The following is a 17757-nucleotide window of genomic DNA, read 5'->3' as shown; positions in this document are numbered from 1 at the left end:
AAAATGCAAGCGCTTTATTTTGATGGGAAGGGGAAATGAATGTGCTTCAGAACAAAGAATATGAATTTTGGTTTGTAACGGGAAGCCAGCACTTATACGGAGAGGAAACGCTGCAGCTTGTCGATAAACACGCAAAGGGGATATGTGACGGCCTCAGCGGGGTGTCATCAAGATACAAGATCAGGCATAAACCGGTTGTCACGTCATCTGAAACGATCAGAGAGGTTTTGCGGGAAGCGCAGTATCAAGAAAACTGTGCCGGGGTCGTGACGTGGATGCATACATTTTCCCCTGCGAAAATGTGGATTGAAGGTCTTTCCGCTTTTCAAAAGCCGATGCTTCATCTGCATACCCAGTATCATCGCGACATCCCGTGGGAAACGATTGATATGGACTTTATGAACAGCAACCAATCCGCTCACGGAGACCGGGAATACGGATATATCCAGTCAAGAATGGGGCAGACGAGAAAAGTCATCGCAGGCTATTGGAATGATGAGGAAGTCAAACATGACATTTCGCAATGGATGAACACGGCTGCCGCTTGGAATGAAAGCAGGAATATTAAAGTAGCCCGGTTCGGCGACAATATGCGGAATGTGGCGGTTACTGACGGAGACAAAGTCGGCGCCCACATCCAATTCGGCTGGCAGGTTGACGGGTACGGAATCGGCGATCTTACCGAGGTGATGAACAACGTCACCGACGCAGAAATTGAGGCACTTTATGAGGAATACGACAAATTGTATGTCATCAGCGACGAAACAAAACGGGATGAAGCAAAAGTTTCTTCCATTAAAGAACAGGCGAAAATTGAACTTGGATTAACGGCCTTTCTCGAACGGGGCGGATATACAGCGTTTTCGACCTCCTTTGAAGTTTTGCACGGAATGAAGCAGCTTCCGGGTCTTGCCGTTCAGCGTCTCATGGAAAAAGGGTACGGATTTGCCGGCGAAGGCGATTGGAAAACGGCTGCCCTTGTGCGAATGATGAAAATAATGGCGGACGGAGAACAAACCTCCTTCATGGAAGATTATACGTACCATTTTGAACCGGGGCGTGCGATGATTCTCGGATCACATATGCTTGAAGTATGTCCGACGATCGCCCTTGATCAGCCGAAAATCGAAGTTCATCCTCTCTCAATCGGAGGGAAGGAAGATCCGGCCCGGTTGGTCTTTAACGGAATCGGCGGTTCAGCCATCATCGCCAGCATCATTGATATCGGCGGGCGATTCCGTCTCATTCTGAATGAAGCGGAAGGCAGGGAAATTGATCATGATATGCCGAATCTCCCTGTGGCGCGGGTGCTGTGGAAGCCGGAGCCATCGCTGAAAACAGCTGCGGAAGCATGGATTTTGGCGGGAGGCGCCCACCATACCTGTATGTCCTTCCGGCTTACGGCTGAACAGATGCTTGACTGGGCTGAGATGGCAGGCATTGAAAGCATCTATATTTCCCGCAATACCGAAATACATGAGCTGAAAAAAGAGCTGAAATGGAATGACGTATTATACCGGCTGGGAGGGAATTGATATGGCGTATACGATTGGTGTTGATTTCGGCACATTGTCCGGCCGGGCGGTGCTTGTCAATGTCCGCACGGGCGAAGAAATCGCGTCTGCGGTAAAAGAATACACTCATGCCGTCATCGACCGCACGCTGCCGAAGACGGGTGAAAAACTCCCTCGGGACTGGGCGCTTCAGCATCCTGCCGATTATATCGAAGTTCTGGAAACGGCGATTCCGAACCTGCTTGAGCAGGCGGGCGCTGATCCAAAAGACGTGATCGGCATAGGAATTGATTTTACCGCCTGCACGATTTTGCCGATAGACGGCGCGGGGCAGCCGCTTTGTATGCTGCCGGAATTTGAACGGGAGCCCCACAGTTATGTGAAGCTGTGGAAGCATCATGCGGCTCAAAAACATGCAGACCGTTTGAACACGATTGCCGAAGACACAAAAGAAACATTCCTTAAAAGATACGGCGGTAAAATTTCTTCTGAATGGATGATCCCGAAAATCATGCAAATCGCGGAAGAAGCGCCGCATATATACGAGGCGGCAGATCGGATTGTGGAAGCGGCAGACTGGATCGTCTATCAATTATGCGGTTCATTGAAGCGAAGCAACTGCACGGCCGGCTACAAAGCAATCTGGAATGAGGAGACGGGGTATCCGCCGGATCATTTTTTCGAAAAGCTCAACCCGTTAATGAAAACGATTACAAAGGATAAATTAAGCGGCACCATTTATTCAGTCGGGGAAAAAGCAGGAGGTTTGACCGAAAAAATGGCGGAGCTGACCGGGCTTCTGCCGGGGACGGCCGTTGCCGTCGCCAATGTCGACGCTCACGTGTCAGTGCCCGCGGTCGGTATTACAGAGCCGGGGAAAATGCTGATGATCATGGGAACGTCTACCTGCCATGTGCTGCTCGGCGAGGAAGAACATATCGTTCCCGGTATGTGCGGGGTCGTCAATAACGGCATCTTGCCCGGATATGCGGGATATGAAGCGGGGCAGTCCTGTGTCGGCGACCACTTTGAATGGTTCGTCAAAACGTGTGTTCCGAGAGACTATGAGAAGGAAGCTGAGGATAAACACATAGACATTCACGAGCTGCTCAGCAAAAAAGCAGCTGAACTTGTTCCGGGGGAAAGCGGCCTTCTCGCGCTTGACTGGTGGAACGGAAACCGGTCAACCTTGGTGGACGCCGATTTGACGGGCATGATGCTTGGCATGACGCTGCACACGAAGCCGGAAGAAATCTACAGGGCATTGATTGAAGCGACGGCGTTCGGAACGAGGATGATTATCGAAACGTTCCGGGAAAACGGCGTTCCGGTCGAAGAGCTTTACGCAGCCGGAGGAATCGCCGAAAAAAATCCGTTTGTCATGCAGATTTATGCAGACGTCACAAATATGGATATTAAATTATCCGGGTCTCCGCAGGCGCCTGCACTGGGCTCCGCGATTTTCGGAGCGCTCGCCGCGGGACGGGAAAACGGGGGATTCTCCAATATTGCTGAAGCATGCGCGCATATGGGGAAATTAAAAGACGGCTTTTATGCCCCGAACCGGGAAAGAGCTGAGATTTATGACAATTTATATGCGGAATATAAAGAGCTCGTACACTACTTCGGCAAAGAAAACAATGTCATGAAACGCCTGAAAGCCATTAAAAACCGTGATTTTGCGAAAGGAGGGAGCCGCCATGCTTGAATCGTTAAAAGAAGAAGTGCTCGCCGCCAACCTGAAGCTTGAGGAACATAACCTTGTCACGTTTACATGGGGGAATGTCAGCGGCATTGACAGAGAGAGCGGGAGAATCGTCATTAAACCGAGCGGTGTCGATTACAGTGAGCTGACCGCTGACAAACTGGTCGTCCTGAATGAGGACGGAGACATTCTCGAAGGCTCGCTGAAACCGTCTTCTGACACGCCGACCCATCTTTATCTGTATAAAGCGTTTCCGGCTATCGGCGGAATCGTTCATACTCATTCCCGCTGGGCGACGAGCTGGGCACAGTCCGGAAGAGACATACCCGCTCTCGGAACGACTCACGCGGATTACTTTGAAAGCGCTATACCCTGTACGAGGGAAATGTATGAAGAAGAAATTGTGAAAGATTACGAATATCATACAGGCAAAGTCATAGCCGAAACCTTTCAAAACGAACCGTATGAACAAAATCCGGGTGTTCTCGTCCACAGCCACGGCCCGTTCTGCTGGGGAACGGACGCGCTGAATGCCCTGCATAACGCCGTTGTGCTCGAAACGGTAGCGGAAATGGCCTACCATTCGCTTATGCTGAACAAACAGCTCAGTCCGATCGACAGAGTGCTGCATGATAAGCATTTTTACAGAAAACACGGGGCGAATGCTTATTATGGCCAAACTTGACGCAGCCGGGTTTCTGATTGATTTAGACGGAACCGTATTCAGGGGGCGGGAGCTGATTGACGGCGCAAAAGAAGCCGTTCATACCCTTCAGTCACTTGGCAAAGCCGTTGTCTTTTTAAGCAACCGCGGCAATCTATCAAGAGCAATGTGCCGAAAGAAACTGCTGGGTGCCGGTATCCGCACGGATGAACGGAGCATCGTGCTGTCCTCCAGTGTGACGGCATCATTTTTAAAGAAGCATTATCCTTTGTCAAAGGTGTGGGTGTTAGGAGAGAAAGGGCTGACTGATGAACTCGCTTTAGCGGGTGTCGCCTTGGCGCAAAACCCGCAGGCGGCAGACTGGCTTGTCATCTCCCTGCATGAAACCGTCACCTATGAGGATCTGAATCTCGCTTTTAAGACGGCTTCCTCCGGTGCGCGCATCATCGCCACGAACCGGGACCGCTCATTTCCGAATGAAGGCGGCCATGCCATGGACGTCGCGGGAATGATCGGGGCCATTGAAGCATCCGCCGGAGCAAAAACGGAGCTTGTCATCGGCAAACCGTCTTGGCTGATGGCTGAGGCGGCATGTGAAGCGCTCGGACTTCCCCCTGAGGAATGCGCCATTATCGGAGACAGCCTCGAATCTGATATCGCAATGGGCAGGCTGTACGGAATGAAAAGCGTATTGGTTCTGACGGGGTCGGCCAAACTTGGGGAGCCCCGTCTATATGAACCTGACATCGTCCTTGATTCTATTAAAGACCTGACAGAATTAGCGAAGGAGGGAATCCTTTTATGAAACGTTCTCCTGAGGACATTCAATCCGAGTTTGACAAGGAAGGGGCCAGCCGCTCACCGATTCAAATAGAAGATATCGTGATCGGGGCGAATGCAAGAGAAGAGCTTCTCAGATTTCTGCAAAAAAAATGCTGGAATCATCCGGTCATCGTCTGTGACCGGAACACGTACGAGGCGGCGGGGCGTCTGCTTGCGGAAGAATTGAGGGCAGGCGGGATCAAAGCGTCAAAAGTCATCATTCCGGAGCATGAAGCCGGGGCCGCCGCGGCTGATGAGAGGACATTGGTCTATACGCTGATCAATCTCGCGGAAGAGACGGAAGTCATCATTGCGGCCGGTGCAGGAACGATTCACGACATTACACGGTTTGCCGCCTGCCAGCGCGGATTGCCGTTTATCTCATTCCCCACCGCTCCGTCAGTCGACGGTTTTACATCGGCGGGAGCGCCGCTCATATTAAACGGAATCAAAACGACGATTCAAACGAAAGCGCCGATCGCCTTATTTGCGGATACGAATGTATTAAAAGAAGCGCCCCGTTCAATGACAGCCGCGGGCTTCGGAGACATGCTCGGAAAAATAACATCGCTGGCAGATTGGGAGATTTCCCGCAGGCTAGCGGGTGAGCCGTACTCAGAAGCCGGGGCGAAGCTTGTGAAAGACGCGCTTTGGCAGTGCATTGATCACCGCGCTGACATTGCCATGGGAACGGAGGCCGGCATTCAGATACTGATGGAAGCGCTGATCGTTTCGGGTCTTGTCATGCTTGCGCTTGACCACTCCCGCCCCGCCTCAGGAGGAGAACATCACATCTCGCATTGGATTGAGATGGAAATGCTGAAGGCAAAACAGCCTCCGATTCTCCACGGTGCGAAGGTCGGCTGTGCGTGCGCGGTGCTGAGTGATATTTACAAAGAACTGGCTTGTCACGAAAAGCTTGCTGAACTGCCGCCGCACTTTCGCGAGGCGATTCAATCTGCATATGAAGGGCTTCCCGACGGCAAAACAATTGCCGGGTGGCTCGCATCTGCGGGAGGTCCCGCCTGTTTCGATGAGATCGGTGTAAAACAGGACCTTGTCAGCGATGCGCTTAAGCATGCGCACACACTGAGAGACCGTTATACCGGTTTAACCATCATAAATGAAAATGCAGCGCTCTTTGCACATCATTTGCATCAATAGCCGCACGGCCTAAAGTGGAAGGGGTAATGACATGAAAAAAACGACCGCTGTATGTTTGGTGCTGATGATGCTCTTCTTGTTTACCGCCGGCTGTTCACAAGAACGGACTGCCGGCCGGACGGGAGAAACGGAGCTGACGTTTTGGACGTTTAACGGTCTGCACGAACAGTTTTATCAGGAAATGGTCAAAGAATGGAATCAGAAATATCCGGAGCGCAAAATCAAGCTGAATACCGTTGTTTATCCTTATGGACAAATGCATGATAATTTATCGGTTTCGCTGATCGCGGGTGAGGGGCTTCCCGATATAGCCGACGTGGAATTAAGCCGGTTCTCGAACTTTCTGAAGGGGAAGGATATCCCGCTTGCCGATCTGACGCCGCTGATTGAAAAAGACCGCGATAAGTTTGTGGAAGCGCGTCTGGCCTTATACAGCAAAAACGGAAAATTGTACGGCCTTGATACACATGTGGGGACGACCGTCATGTTTTACAACATGGATATTATGCAAAAAGCGGGCGTTGATCCCGCCTCCATTAAGACATGGGAAGATTATCGGCGGGCAGGGAAAAAAGTGCGTGAAGCATCTGGGAAACCGATGGGAACGGTTGAAACAAACGACTCCGCCACATTCCTATCCATGATTTCGCAGCAAGGGTCAGGCTACTACAGCAAAAACGGAAAATTGATTCTGAACAGCAAGACGAATACAGACACACTGAATTATGTAAAGGACATGGTAAATGATAAAACCCTTCTGCCGGCTCCCGGCGGCGGCCATCACAGCGAAGAATACTACGGTTTTATGAATCAGGGCGGGGCAGCCTCAGTGCTGATGCCCATTTGGTACATGGGACGGTTTATCGATTATATGCCTGATTTAAAAGGGAAAATGGCGATTTACCCTATGCCGGCCTGGAAAGAAGGCGGTGACAGATCAGCGGGTTTAGGCGGAACAGCCACCGTCGTGCCGAAGCAGGCTGAACATCTGAAGCTCGCGAAAGAATTTCTCGGTTTTGCGAAAGGTTCGAAGGAAGGGAACATAAAGCTTTGGACGGTGCTCGGCTTTGACCCGCTCCGCTGGGACGTGTGGGATTCAAAAGAATTGAAGGAGAAAAACAAGTACACGGATTTCTTCCGGAACGGTACGTCAATTTTTTCCTCGCTCCTTGAAATAAAAGATGAGATCAATCCGATTTATCTGCATGAAGACTTCTCTAAAGCGGCTGATCTCGTTGTCAGACAAGTGCTGTTCGATGCGCTGAAGACGCAGGAAAAAACACCTAAGGAAGCCTTGGACGAGGCGGCAGAGCAATTAGAGAAATAGGAGAAGCCGTCCTATTTAACAGTGAAAGCGGGGGAGCTTTTATGAGACCTGTAAAGACAGAGACAGCGCAAACCGTTTCTGCAGTCCGGAAGAAGCCGCGCCGGCGCAATGTGCTGTATTCAAAAAAAGCGGCGCCTTATCTTTTTACGGCGCCATTTATCATTTCGTTTCTCGTTTTCTTTTTGTATCCGATCATCAGCGTGTTTATCATGAGCTTTCAGCGGATACTGCCGGGAGAAATTACATTTGTCGGGTTTTCCAATTATACCGCTCTTCTTAATCCAACCTTTTATACGGCATTATTTAACACATTGGAATATACCTTCTGGACGCTGATCGTGCTGATTCCGGTGCCGCTTCTTTTGGCGGTGATTCTGAATTCGAAGCTCGTCAGGTTCAGAAATGTGTTTAAATCGGCTCTGTTTGTACCGGCTTTAACATCGACGATCGTAGCGGGGATTATTTTCCGTCTGATGTTCGGAGAAATGAATACGTCGCTTGCAAACGAGCTGATGATGAAGCTTGGCGCATCACCCCAAAACTGGCTCAACAACAAAGGTACCGGCATGTTTTTAATGGTGCTGCTTGCGTCATGGAGGTGGATGGGCATTAACATTCTTTACTTTCTGGCCGGATTGCAAAACGTGCCGAAAGAATTGTATGAAGCGGCTGAAATTGACGGGGCGAGTACGTGGAAAAAGTTCCGGCATATTACCCTTCCATTTTTAAAGCCGGTGTCCGTTTATGTGTTAACGATCAGTATTATCGGCGGTTTCAGAATGTTTGAGGAAAGCTATGTGCTTTGGCAGAATAATTCCCCGGGCAATATCGGCCTCACACTTGTCGGTTATTTATATCAGCAGGGGCTTGCATACAACGAAATGGGGTACGGGGCCGCAATCGGAATTGTCCTTTTGCTTGTCATCTTACTAGTCAGCCTTGTTTCACTGAAACTGTCCGGTTCGTTTAAAGGGGAGGGATAAGCGTTGCGTAACAATTACATGTTTTCCGTGTACAGAGTCGCGTTTACCTTGTTTTTTATCATGCTGAGCCTGTTGTATATCTTTCCGATGATCTGCCTATTGCTCGGTTCATTAAAGCCGTCATCTGAGCTGATGCGCATCGGGCTGAATCTGCGTCTTGATCCGGATGTAATGAGCCTTGATAACTACACCTATTTGTTCAACGGGGGGAGCATTTATTTCAAATGGTTTTTTAACAGCCTGCTGCTCGGCGTTCTCACCACGGTTCTCACGCTGTTTTTTTCCTCTTTGATCGGCTACGGACTCGGTGTCTACGAATTTAAAGGCAGAAATATTATTTTCGTTCTTGTGCTGATCATTATGATGGTGCCTCTTGAAGTGATGATGCTTCCGTTGTTCAAATTGACGGTGGGTCTTCATTTGATCGATTCTTATACGGGGGTGATTCTGCCGTTTATTGTGTCGCCTGTCGCCGTGTTCTTTTTCCGGCAATATGCGCTCGGACTTCCGAAGGATCTGCTTGATTCAGCGAGAATGGACGGCTGCACCGAATTCGGCATTTTTTTCAGAATTATGGCGCCGCTCATGAAACCGGCATTCGGGGCAATGATCATTCTTCAATCTTTAAACAGCTGGAATAACTTTTTATGGCCGCTGATCGTGCTTCGGTCGAAAGAAATGTTTACGCTTCCAATCGGACTTTCAGGGCTGCTGAGTCCGTACGGCAACAACTATGACATGCTGATTTCCGGGTCCGTTTTTGCGATACTGCCGGTGATCATCATATTCTTGTTTTTCCAAAAATACTTCATTTCCGGCCTCACAGTAGGCGGAGTGAAGGGATAGAGAGAGGGAGGAAATATAATGAAAAAAGCGGGGATTACAGCAGATAAAGAATATATCATCGGTGAAGTGGACAAACGGATGTACGGATCATTTATAGAACATATGGGCCGGGCGGTGTATGAAGGCATTTATGAGCCCGGACACCCGAAAGCCGACAAGGACGGCTTCAGAACAGACGTGCAGGAGTTAATCAAGGAATTGCAAGTGCCGTTCATCCGCTATCCGGGAGGGAATTTTCTCTCGGGCTACAATTGGGAAGACGGCGTCGGGCCGGTGAAGGACCGCCCGCGGAGGCTTGATTTGGCATGGCAGACGACAGAAACGAACGAAGTGGGGACGAATGAATTTTTAACGTGGGCGAAAAAAGTGAACGCCGAAGTGAATATGGCGGTCAATCTCGGGACGAGAGGGATCGATGCCGCCCGGAATCTCGTCGAATACTGCAACCATCCTGAAGGGTCATACTGGAGCGACTTACGAAAATCGCACGGATATGAAAAACCTTACGGCATCAAAACATGGTGCTTAGGAAATGAGATGGACGGCCCTTGGCAGATCGGTCATAAAACGGCGCATGAATACGGACGGCTCGCCGCTGAAACGGCAAAGGTGATGAAATGGACGGACCCGGCGATCGAATTGGTGGCTTGCGGAAGCTCAAACAGCGGCATGCCGTCCTTCATTGAGTGGGAGGCCGAGGTGCTTGAGCATACGTACGAGCATGTGGATTACATCTCACTGCATACGTATTACGGCAACCATGAAAATGATCTTGAGAACTATTTGGCGAAGTCGATGGATTTAGACCATTTTATTAAATCCGTCACAGCCGTATGTGATTATATGAAAGCGAAAAAACGCAGCAAAAAAACGATTCACCTTTCTTTAGATGAATGGAATGTGTGGTATCACTCAAATGAAGCGGATAAAAAAGTGGAGCCATGGATTACGGCCCGGCCGATTCTTGAAGACATCTACAATTTTGAAGATGCGCTGTTGATCGGTTCACTGCTGATTACGATGCTGCAGCATGCGGACAGACTGAAGATCGCCTGTCTCGCCCAGCTTGTCAACGTAATTGCGCCTATCATGAGTGAAAAGGGCGGAGAAGCATGGAGACAGCCGATCTTTTATCCTTACATGCACGCCTCTGTCTACGGGAGAGGGACTTCAATGAAGCTGCTGATCACCTCCCCGAAATACGACTCAGCGGATTTTACGGATGTACCGTATGTTGATGCCGCGGCCGTTTACCATGAAGAGGATGAAGCACTGACCATTTTTGCCGTCAACAAAAGCAAGGAACTGATGGAAACGGAGATAAGGCTGAGGGGGTTTGAAGATTACCGCATCATTGAGCATATCGTGCTGGAGCATCAGGATATGAAAGCGACCAATCAAAAAAACAGAAAAGAAGTCATTCCGCACTCCAACGGAACGTCTTCGGCACATGCTGAAGGGATAACGGCTCATTTTACTCCGCTGTCCTGGAATGTCATCCGTTTATCAGGAAAATAATGTTCCGAAAAGCCGGGCTGCGCTGCCGGCTTTTTTTTTACGCAAAAATCATCTTCTGTTATCTGATAATTGTGATAATATTTAGAAAAAGAGAAAAGGGGCTGGGATTAAATGAATGCGATTACAATCGTCATAGCGTCTATATGTATTCTGGCGATCGCCTATCGGCTTTACGGTACCTTTATGATGGTCAAAGTATTAAAAATCAATGATCAGACACCGACTCCGGCCCATGTGCTTGAGGATGGGAAAGATTATGTGCCGACGAATAAGTGGGTGTCATTCGGCCACCACTTCGCGGCAATCGCCGCTGCCGGCCCGCTTGTCGGACCGATTCTGGCAGCTCAGTTCGGCTATCTGCCCGGGCTGTTATGGCTGTTAATCGGGGCGGTGATCGGAGGAGCCGTGCACGATATTGTCGTATTGTTTGCATCAATGCGGAAAAATGGGAAAACGCTTTCTGAAGTTGCCAAAGAAGAGCTCGGCCCGGTGGCGGGTTTTTGCACGGGTCTCTCGATGCTGTTTATCATTACGATCACGATGGCGGGGCTGTCCATGGTTGTGCTGCACGCGCTTGAAAAAAACCCGTGGGGAACGTTTGCGGTGGGGATTACGATTCCGATCGCGATGGGGGTCGGCCTCTACTATAAAAAAACAGGCAATCTCAAACTCGCATCAACTGTCGGGTTTCTTTTGTTAATGGCCGGTGTTGTCATCGGGCCGCGGCTGCAGACAACGGCTCTCGGGGACATGCTGACACTGGATGCGAAAACGCTTGCAGTGGCGCTTCCCGTCTATGCGTTTTTCGCCGCGGCGCTTCCGGTTTGGCTTTTGCTGGCTCCGCGTGACTATTTAAGCAGTTTTATGAAAATCGGGGTTTTTGCCGCTTTGATCGCGGGCGTCTTTTTCGTCAATCCCGCCATTAAATTCCCGGCCGTAACGGAGTTTATTCACGGCGGAGGGCCGGTGATCGCGGGTCCTGTCTGGCCGTTTATTTCAATAACGATTGCCTGCGGCGCCATTTCAGGCTTTCATGCATTTGTCGGTTCCGGCACAACGCCGAAAATGCTGGATAAATGGAGTGATATAAAGCCGGTTGCTTTCGGAGCGATGCTTGTGGAATGTCTCGTCGGAATTATGGCGCTCATTGCAGCTGCCGCTCTTGAGCCCGCCGACTATTTTGCCATTAACAGCACGCCTGAAATATTCCGCACCCTCGGGATGAATGTCGTCCATCTGCCTGAATTGAGCAAAGAAATCGGGCTCAGTCTGGAAGGAAGAACGGGCGGAGCTGTTACGCTTGCCGTCGGAATGACGTATATCTTTACGGAGATGCCGTTTTTCAGTCATTTGGCTTCATACTTTTTTCAATTCGTCATTATGTTTGAAGCGGTGTTTATTTTAACGGCGATTGATGCGGGAACCCGTGTTGCCCGGTACTTGATTCAAGAGTTTTTCGGGGAGGTCTATAAGCCGCTGAAAAAAACAGACTGGCTGCCGGGCTCGATTTTCTCAAGCGCGCTCGCCTGCCTGCTGTGGGGCTATCTTCTGTATTCGGGCGATATCAGCTCCATTTGGGCGCTGTTCGGCGTATCCAATCAGCTTATGGCGTCTGTCGGCTTAATTATCGGTGCGACCGTCGTATTAAAAATAGCGGATAAGCGGCGCTATATGCTGACATGCCTGATTCCTCTCGCTTATTTGTACGTGACCGTCAACTATGCGGGTTATTGGATGGTGCGGTATGTGTATTTGAACCCCGAAGCGGCGGGATACAACGTGCTGAATGGCGTTTTATCCATTATCATGCTCATTCTCGGGCTTGTGATTATCATTGCGGCTGTGAAAAAATGGGCGAATGCATGGCGTGATCCGAGTGCCAGACTGGAAGCTTCAATACCCGGATAAATCCGCGGCCGTCCGAACATTGCAGCATCATAAAAAAGCAGAGAGCCGATCGGTCTCTCTGCTTTCATCTTATGACAAATCCGCCGCTTCCAAAAGGTAATCCGCCAAATGAACCGCGCGGACACGGCCTGTTAATCCTTCGCGCAAAATGCCGAGCTGCATTTGCAAAAGGCATCCGGGATTGGCTGTCACGATGACGGCCGCCTCCGTTTTTCCGGCGGCTTTCATCTTGCTGTCTAATATTTTCATAGACATTTCTGACTCTGTTATATTATAAATTCCCGCCGACCCGCAGCAGCTGTCGGCCTTTTCCATTTCTCTGTACTCAGCCCCTTTAATGCTTTTCAAAAGCGTGCGCGGTTCCTCTGACGTATGCATCACATTGCGGAGATGGCAGGAGTCCTGATATGTGACGATATGAGGAGACTGTGCCCGCAGGTTTTTTTGATGGAACTTCAGATCAACCAGTACGGATGAAAAGTCTTTGAGCTTCCGGACGAATTGTTCGGCACGTTCCGCCCATCCAGGTTCATCTTTCAGTAAATGCGGATATTCCTGAAGAAAGGCGCCGCATCCGCCGGCGTTTGTAATGATATAATCAGCGTCAAGCGCTTCAAAAGCCGCGATATTCCGCTTGGCCAGTTCTTTTCCCATCTCTTTTTCTCCGCTGTGCCCGTGAAGCGCGCCGCAGCACGCCTGGCCGTCCGGAACCGCGATTTCACACCCGGCCGCCTGTAAAAGCGCCGTTGTCGCATGATTTGTCGCTAAAAACATCGTATCCATTAAGCAGCCCGAGAAAAAAGCGGCCCGTTTTTGGACGGGACCCGCGGCAGGAAGAAAACGCGGCCTTTCCTTCATGTCTTTCCGTTTCGGGGCGGGCGGGAGCACTTGTTCCATTGTGCGCAGATGTTCAGGCAAAACGCGCAGCATACCGGTTTTTCTGACGGCGGTCTGCAGTCCCGATCTTTGGTATATTCCGAGAAGATTCACGGCTGTCTGCATGCGGTTTTGATGAGGGAAAAGCCCGGTGAAGGCGGCTTTCCGCAAGAGGCGCACGCCCGGCTTATGTTTTTTATTTTGATGAATGATATCCCTCGCTTCTTCAAGCAGCTGTCCGTAATTGACCCCTGCCGGACAAACGGGCTCGCATGCCCGGCACCCGAGACACAGCGAAAGTGAGCGCTCGACATCTTCATCCGGCTCGATCAGTCCGTCAGTGACGGCTTTCATCAGGGCGATCCGGCCGCGCGGCGAATGGGATTCTTGAAATCCCGATTCGATATAGGTCGGACAGGAAGGAAGGCAGAAGCCGCAGCGCATACAGTTCAGCAATTCACCTTCATCCATGCGGTTTTTGAATTCTGTTTGAATTTGTTGCTGCTCTTTAGCCGTTGTCATTTCATCACCACCACGCGTTTCCTTGATGAATTGGCGAATATTTTTCCCGGATTCAGCAGATTTTGGGGATCAAGCGCTTGTTTGATCGCTTTCATGGCGGTGATGCCTTCTGTTTTCAGTTTCATTTCTAAATACGGCGCTTTTACGATGCCGACCCCGTGTTCACCCGTTATCGTCCCGCCCAGCTCAATCGCTTTTTCAAAAATGGCGGCAAAAGCTTTTTCGACACGTTCCATCTCCTCTGTATTTCGGATATCGGTGGTGCACGTCGGATGGAGGTTGCCGTCTCCGGCATGGCCGAATGTGCAGATGGACAGGCCGTATGTTTCTGCAATCTCGTTAATGGCTTTGACCATGCTGGCAATTTGTGATCTCGGCACGGTCGCATCTTCCAGAATCGTTGTCGGTTTCAGCCGGGCAAGGGCTGATAATGCGGACCGTCTGGCCTCTGTAAGCGCGAATGCCTCTTCCTCGGTTTCAGCCGTTTGGACGGATACGGCTGCTCCGTTTTTACAGATGGCTTCGATTTTTTCCATATCTCGTCTGACCGTTTCGATGTCACCGTCCTGTTCGATCAGCAGCACCGCTTTTGCGTCGGTCGGAAGCCCGATCTTGGCGTAATCTTCAATGACCTGCAGTGTCGGCTGATCCAGAAATTCGAGTGTCGCCGGAATGATTTTTTCAGCGATGATGGCAGAAACCGATTCCGCAGCCGCTTCAATATGTTCATAGAGTGCAAGCAGCGTTTTTTTCGTTTCCGGCTTCGGAACCAGCTTTAAAGTCGCTTCCGTCACAACGCCGAGCGTCCCTTCTGATCCGACGAAAAGCCGGGTCAGATCATAACCGGCGACATCCTTTGTCAGCTTTCCTCCTGTGCGGATGATATCGCCTGAAGCCAAGACGGCTTCAAGGCCGAGGACATAATCCCGGGTGACGCCGTACTTCAGTCCGCGCAGCCCGCCGGAATTTTCATTAATATTCCCGCCGATCGTCGATATTTTCATGCTGCTCGGATCCGGCGGATAAAATAAACCTTTTTGCTCAACCGCACGGATCATATCTTGCGTAATCACGCCCGGCTGGACGGTTGCCGTCAAATTTTCTTCATCGATTTCAAGAATGCGGTTCATATGTTTGAATAAAAGCACAAGCCCGCCTTCAGACGGACATGTGCCGCCGCATAAGTTTGTGCCTGAACCCCTCGGCACGATCGGAATGTCATGCCTGCTGCAAATCGTTAGTATACGCGACACGTCATCCGCGCTGCGGGGGGCGATTACCGCATCCGGCATGGCTTGCAGCTGAGGAGCCGCATCATAAGAATACACAAGACGGCCCGCCGCCGAATCATCATAATTCTCCTTCCCGACCGTCCGGATGAACGCTTCTTTTGCCTCTCGTGAAATCATGTTCTCCCAACCTCCCTGATAAGAAAAGCGTTTTCATTTAATTGTAAAGAAAAACGATTCCGCACACTATGGAGAAACATATGAAAAATGATGATATGATTACGTGATTTTTGTATGTTGATCTAAAAAGCGCAGCGCCAAATAAAAAGCCGTTATGTCTTTGGGGCGGTCAAGTTTCATATTTGTCAGTGATTCCAGTTTGGAAAGACGGTAGCGCAATGTATTGATATGAATATGCATGTCGTCGGCGGTGCGCTTTAACGATAATTGCCGGTCGAAAAAGGCGCGCAGCGTATCCAGAAGTTCTTCCCGGCCGAGTACATGCTCGAAAACCCGCCGTGAAAATTCCGACCTCGTGCCGGGTGCGATATCGGCAAGACACATATCCAGTTTTAAATCTTCTTCAAAGACGGCCTGCTTGTCACCGATACCGGCTGAAAGTGCTTTATCCGCCTGTTCGTATGATTCCGTGAGGCGCTCTCCCGGAACGATCCGTCCGATGCCGGCGGTGACAGGCTGCCCGAAAACGGCGCCGATCTTTTTAATGAGCTGTGTTTTGGAAGCCGAATTTGCTTCATGATTAATGAGAATGCGTTCATTTCCCCAGCGGACAAACAGGTCTTCAGGGCATTCGTACTGCCAGAGCCGCCCGAGCTCCTCCGCTTTATATTGCTCATAACGGCCTTGAATGAGTATGATCCGGCGGTATGCGTGAAGGTCTGCGCCGATGAGCTTTGCTTTTTCTAAAAAGCCCGGAGACCATTCTTTCAGCTGCAGCCAATCAACCATAAAGGATTCAAGCATTCTCGCACGCCACTGCGCTTCTTCCATATGGCGCGTTTCTTTAATAAACAGCTCCGTCATTTTTCTGAGCAATTCTCCGAAAGGCAGGATATCGTCAGGGTCTCCTGTCAGACCGAATACTCCGATCACTTCATGGCCTGAAAAAACGGGGAGGTTCAGTCCTGCTTTTACGCCCTCGAGCCGTTTTTCATCTTCTTTCGTAATGATGACATTCCGTTTTTCGCGCGCGCAGATCAGTGCGCCTTCATGAAACCATCCGGCGCGCGCCTCGTTGGTGCCCGCGATGATCATTCCTTTTGTATCGGCAATAATCACTTCGCGGCTGTACATATGTTTGACTTCGGCAATCAATTTCTTTGCCAGTTCCGGCTGTAACTGCATGGCGATCCCCCTCGCCATTATTATACAAAAAAAACCGGGTGTCTCATCACCCGGTTCAAGCTTATTGCGCAGGTTTTAATCCGCCTTCAAGTGTTTTGAGCATTTCATTTTTTTCTGAGTCCGACGCATGCTGCCAAAGAACTTCGAATAAGACGCCGAGGCCCGGAAGCATTTTTTCTTCACCGCTTTGGATGGCGTCAACGATAGTATGCTCCAGCTGATCCTGGTTATTGCCGGTTACATTGGCAATAACGGCGTTGCGTAAATTAAGATCCATTACAACCGCTCCTTTTTCCTGAATGTGATACGCATATTCTTACCGCGCACGCGGTTTATTATGTGCTGTTCTTAAGATATAATAACAACATGCATGAAAAAAGGAGAGCACAGACATAAAGTGAAACGAATCGACTCTGCAAAAAACCAAAAAGTGAAGGACTGGAAAAAACTTCACACAAAAAAAGAGAGACTCAAAACGAATACATTTCTGATAGAAGGAGAGCATCTGGCAGAAGAAGCGCTCAAATCAAAGGGAACGGTAAAAGAAATTCTCGTAAACGATGAGAGCGCCATCCCGGCCGATCTGGACATGAGCATCCCGTGCTACGTGCTGAGCGAAGACGCGTTTTCAGCCGTGACGGAAACAGAAACGCCGCAGCGGATCGCCGCGGTCTGCCATATGCCGGATAAGCAGCCTGATCAGCTGAAGCGGCTGCTTCTGATTGATGCCGTGCAGGACCCGGGGAATTTAGGAACAATGATCAGAACGGCAGATGCGGCGGGGATCGACGCCGTTGTCCTTGGTGAGGGAACAGCAGACCCGTACAACGGAAAAACGCTGCGTTCAGCACAAGGATCTCATTTTCATATTCCCATTTTGAAACGTCCGCTTGATGAGTTTACCGCTGAGCTGAAATCACAAGGCGTCGCGATCTACGGCACGGCGCTTGAAAACGGTGTAGCTTATCAAAGCGTGAAGCCTGAAGAATCGTTCGCGTTAATCGTCGGGAACGAGGGGGCGGGAGTGGACGCCGGCCTTCTGCAAAAAACGGATCTCAACTTGTACGTTCCGCTGTACGGACAGGCGGAATCGCTGAATGTGGCGGTAGCGGCCGCCATCCTCGTTTATCATCTCAGAGGATAGGTTGCGAAAAGCCTTGGATTTCACTATAATAGATAGCAATAATGTAAAAACCGTGACAGAGGACGTCAATTTTTGCACACACTGCCTTCCAGGGAGAAAATGCCGCTGACTGAGAGCATTTTTATCGCAGCACAAAAATTGATTTTCACCTCTCGAGTTGTCACCGGGAC

At 50.1% G+C, this 17757-nt stretch carries 15 protein-coding genes; 11 read left to right on the top strand and 4 right to left on the bottom strand.

Features of this window, described 5'->3' with window-relative positions:
* Window positions 1-41 precede the first annotated feature (41 nt).
* The 10 genes from araA to cstA all read left to right on the top strand — a co-directional run bounded on the left by araA (window position 42) and on the right by cstA (window position 12451).
* Complete coding sequence (gene araA / locus RUW00_RS17595; RefSeq protein WP_280145372.1) at window positions 42-1535, top strand: L-arabinose isomerase; 1494 nt, start codon at window positions 42-44, stop codon at window positions 1533-1535.
* 1 nt (window position 1536) lies between these two features.
* On the top strand, window positions 1537-3222 hold the full coding sequence (araB, locus tag RUW00_RS17590; protein WP_280145371.1) for a ribulokinase: 1686 nt from the start codon (window positions 1537-1539) through the stop codon (window positions 3220-3222).
* Window positions 3215-3904: an L-ribulose-5-phosphate 4-epimerase gene (gene araD / locus RUW00_RS17585; RefSeq protein ID WP_017418322.1), complete on the top strand. Its 690-nt coding sequence runs from the start codon at window positions 3215-3217 to the stop codon at window positions 3902-3904. The genes araB and araD overlap by 8 nt, the downstream gene beginning before the upstream one ends.
* On the top strand, window positions 3882-4688 hold the full coding sequence (locus tag RUW00_RS17580; RefSeq protein ID WP_396334723.1) for a sugar-phosphatase AraL: 807 nt from the start codon (window positions 3882-3884) through the stop codon (window positions 4686-4688). Before araD ends, RUW00_RS17580 begins: the two co-directional genes overlap by 23 nt.
* Window positions 4685-5869: a sn-glycerol-1-phosphate dehydrogenase gene (locus RUW00_RS17575; protein WP_280145369.1), complete on the top strand. Its 1185-nt coding sequence runs from the start codon at window positions 4685-4687 to the stop codon at window positions 5867-5869. The genes RUW00_RS17580 and RUW00_RS17575 overlap by 4 nt, the downstream gene beginning before the upstream one ends.
* A gap of 31 nt (window positions 5870-5900) precedes the next feature.
* On the top strand, window positions 5901-7196 hold the full coding sequence (gene araN / locus RUW00_RS17570) for an arabinooligosaccharides ABC transporter substrate-binding protein AraN (RefSeq protein WP_280145368.1): 1296 nt from the start codon (window positions 5901-5903) through the stop codon (window positions 7194-7196).
* A gap of 41 nt (window positions 7197-7237) precedes the next feature.
* A complete protein-coding gene (gene araP, locus RUW00_RS17565; RefSeq protein WP_007408105.1) occupies window positions 7238-8179 on the top strand; it encodes an arabinooligosaccharides ABC transporter permease AraP in 942 nt (313 codons plus the stop codon).
* 18 nt (window positions 8180-8197) lie between these two features.
* On the top strand, window positions 8198-9025 hold the full coding sequence (gene araQ, locus RUW00_RS17560) for an arabinooligosaccharides ABC transporter permease AraQ (RefSeq protein ID WP_007612991.1): 828 nt from the start codon (window positions 8198-8200) through the stop codon (window positions 9023-9025).
* Window positions 9026-9043: 18 nt separating this feature from the next.
* The gene (gene arfA, locus RUW00_RS17555; RefSeq protein WP_280145367.1) at window positions 9044-10543 is read left to right on the top strand and encodes an arabinosylfuranosidase ArfA; all 1500 of its coding nucleotides are present in this window, start codon (window positions 9044-9046) and stop codon (window positions 10541-10543) included.
* Window positions 10544-10654: 111 nt separating this feature from the next.
* A complete protein-coding gene (gene cstA / locus RUW00_RS17550; protein WP_061862453.1) occupies window positions 10655-12451 on the top strand; it encodes a carbon starvation protein CstA in 1797 nt (598 codons plus the stop codon).
* Between the two features lie 69 nt (window positions 12452-12520).
* Here cstA and RUW00_RS17545 read toward each other — a convergent pair whose 3' ends face one another.
* From RUW00_RS17545 to sspI, 4 genes are all read right to left on the bottom strand, one after another.
* Window positions 12521-13849 (bottom strand): (Fe-S)-binding protein, encoded by a 1329-nt coding sequence (locus tag RUW00_RS17545; RefSeq protein ID WP_061890762.1) that lies wholly within the window; start codon window positions 13847-13849, stop codon window positions 12521-12523.
* Window positions 13846-15258, bottom strand: coding sequence for a glycolate oxidase subunit GlcD (gene glcD, locus RUW00_RS17540; protein WP_021494418.1), 1413 nt, complete (start codon window positions 15256-15258; stop codon window positions 13846-13848). Before glcD ends, RUW00_RS17545 begins: the two co-directional genes overlap by 4 nt.
* Window positions 15259-15357: 99 nt before the next feature.
* The gene (locus tag RUW00_RS17535; protein WP_280145366.1) at window positions 15358-16443 is read right to left on the bottom strand and encodes a CdaR family transcriptional regulator; all 1086 of its coding nucleotides are present in this window, start codon (window positions 16441-16443) and stop codon (window positions 15358-15360) included.
* 61 nt (window positions 16444-16504) lie between these two features.
* Window positions 16505-16720, bottom strand: coding sequence for a small acid-soluble spore protein SspI (gene sspI / locus RUW00_RS17530; protein WP_003152527.1), 216 nt, complete (start codon window positions 16718-16720; stop codon window positions 16505-16507).
* A gap of 120 nt (window positions 16721-16840) precedes the next feature.
* On the opposite strand from sspI, the gene RUW00_RS17525 reads away from it, so the two are divergent.
* Complete coding sequence (locus RUW00_RS17525; protein WP_280145365.1) at window positions 16841-17587, top strand: TrmH family RNA methyltransferase; 747 nt, start codon at window positions 16841-16843, stop codon at window positions 17585-17587.
* Window positions 17588-17757 lie beyond the last annotated feature (170 nt).

It is taken from the genome of Bacillus sp. IS1 (assembly GCF_032461585.1).
GTDB classification, from domain to species: Bacteria; Bacillota; Bacilli; order Bacillales; family Bacillaceae; genus Bacillus; species Bacillus velezensis.
This window is presented reverse-complemented; position numbering and strand designations above follow the sequence as displayed.

Bases quoted from the DNA above. Each gene is read 5' to 3' on its own strand.
- araB (WP_280145371.1), top strand. From the start codon at position 1,537: ATGGCGTATACGATTGGTGTTGATTTCGGCACATTGTCCGGCCGGGCG.
- glcD (WP_021494418.1), bottom strand. From the start codon at position 15,258: ATGATTTCACGAGAGGCAAAAGAAGCGTTCATCCGGACGGTCGGGAAG.
- RUW00_RS17545 (WP_061890762.1), bottom strand. From the start codon at position 13,849: ATGACAACGGCTAAAGAGCAGCAACAAATTCAAACAGAATTCAAAAAC.
- araN (WP_280145368.1), top strand. From the start codon at position 5,901: ATGAAAAAAACGACCGCTGTATGTTTGGTGCTGATGATGCTCTTCTTG.
- araD (WP_017418322.1), top strand. From the start codon at position 3,215: ATGCTTGAATCGTTAAAAGAAGAAGTGCTCGCCGCCAACCTGAAGCTT.
- RUW00_RS17580 (WP_396334723.1), top strand. From the start codon at position 3,882: ATGCTTATTATGGCCAAACTTGACGCAGCCGGGTTTCTGATTGATTTA.
- araP (WP_007408105.1), top strand. From the start codon at position 7,238: ATGAGACCTGTAAAGACAGAGACAGCGCAAACCGTTTCTGCAGTCCGG.
- arfA (WP_280145367.1), top strand. From the start codon at position 9,044: ATGAAAAAAGCGGGGATTACAGCAGATAAAGAATATATCATCGGTGAA.
- RUW00_RS17535 (WP_280145366.1), bottom strand. From the start codon at position 16,443: ATGCAGTTACAGCCGGAACTGGCAAAGAAATTGATTGCCGAAGTCAAA.
- sspI (WP_003152527.1), bottom strand. From the start codon at position 16,720: ATGGATCTTAATTTACGCAACGCCGTTATTGCCAATGTAACCGGCAAT.
- araQ (WP_007612991.1), top strand. From the start codon at position 8,198: ATGTTTTCCGTGTACAGAGTCGCGTTTACCTTGTTTTTTATCATGCTG.
- cstA (WP_061862453.1), top strand. From the start codon at position 10,655: ATGAATGCGATTACAATCGTCATAGCGTCTATATGTATTCTGGCGATC.
- RUW00_RS17575 (WP_280145369.1), top strand. From the start codon at position 4,685: ATGAAACGTTCTCCTGAGGACATTCAATCCGAGTTTGACAAGGAAGGG.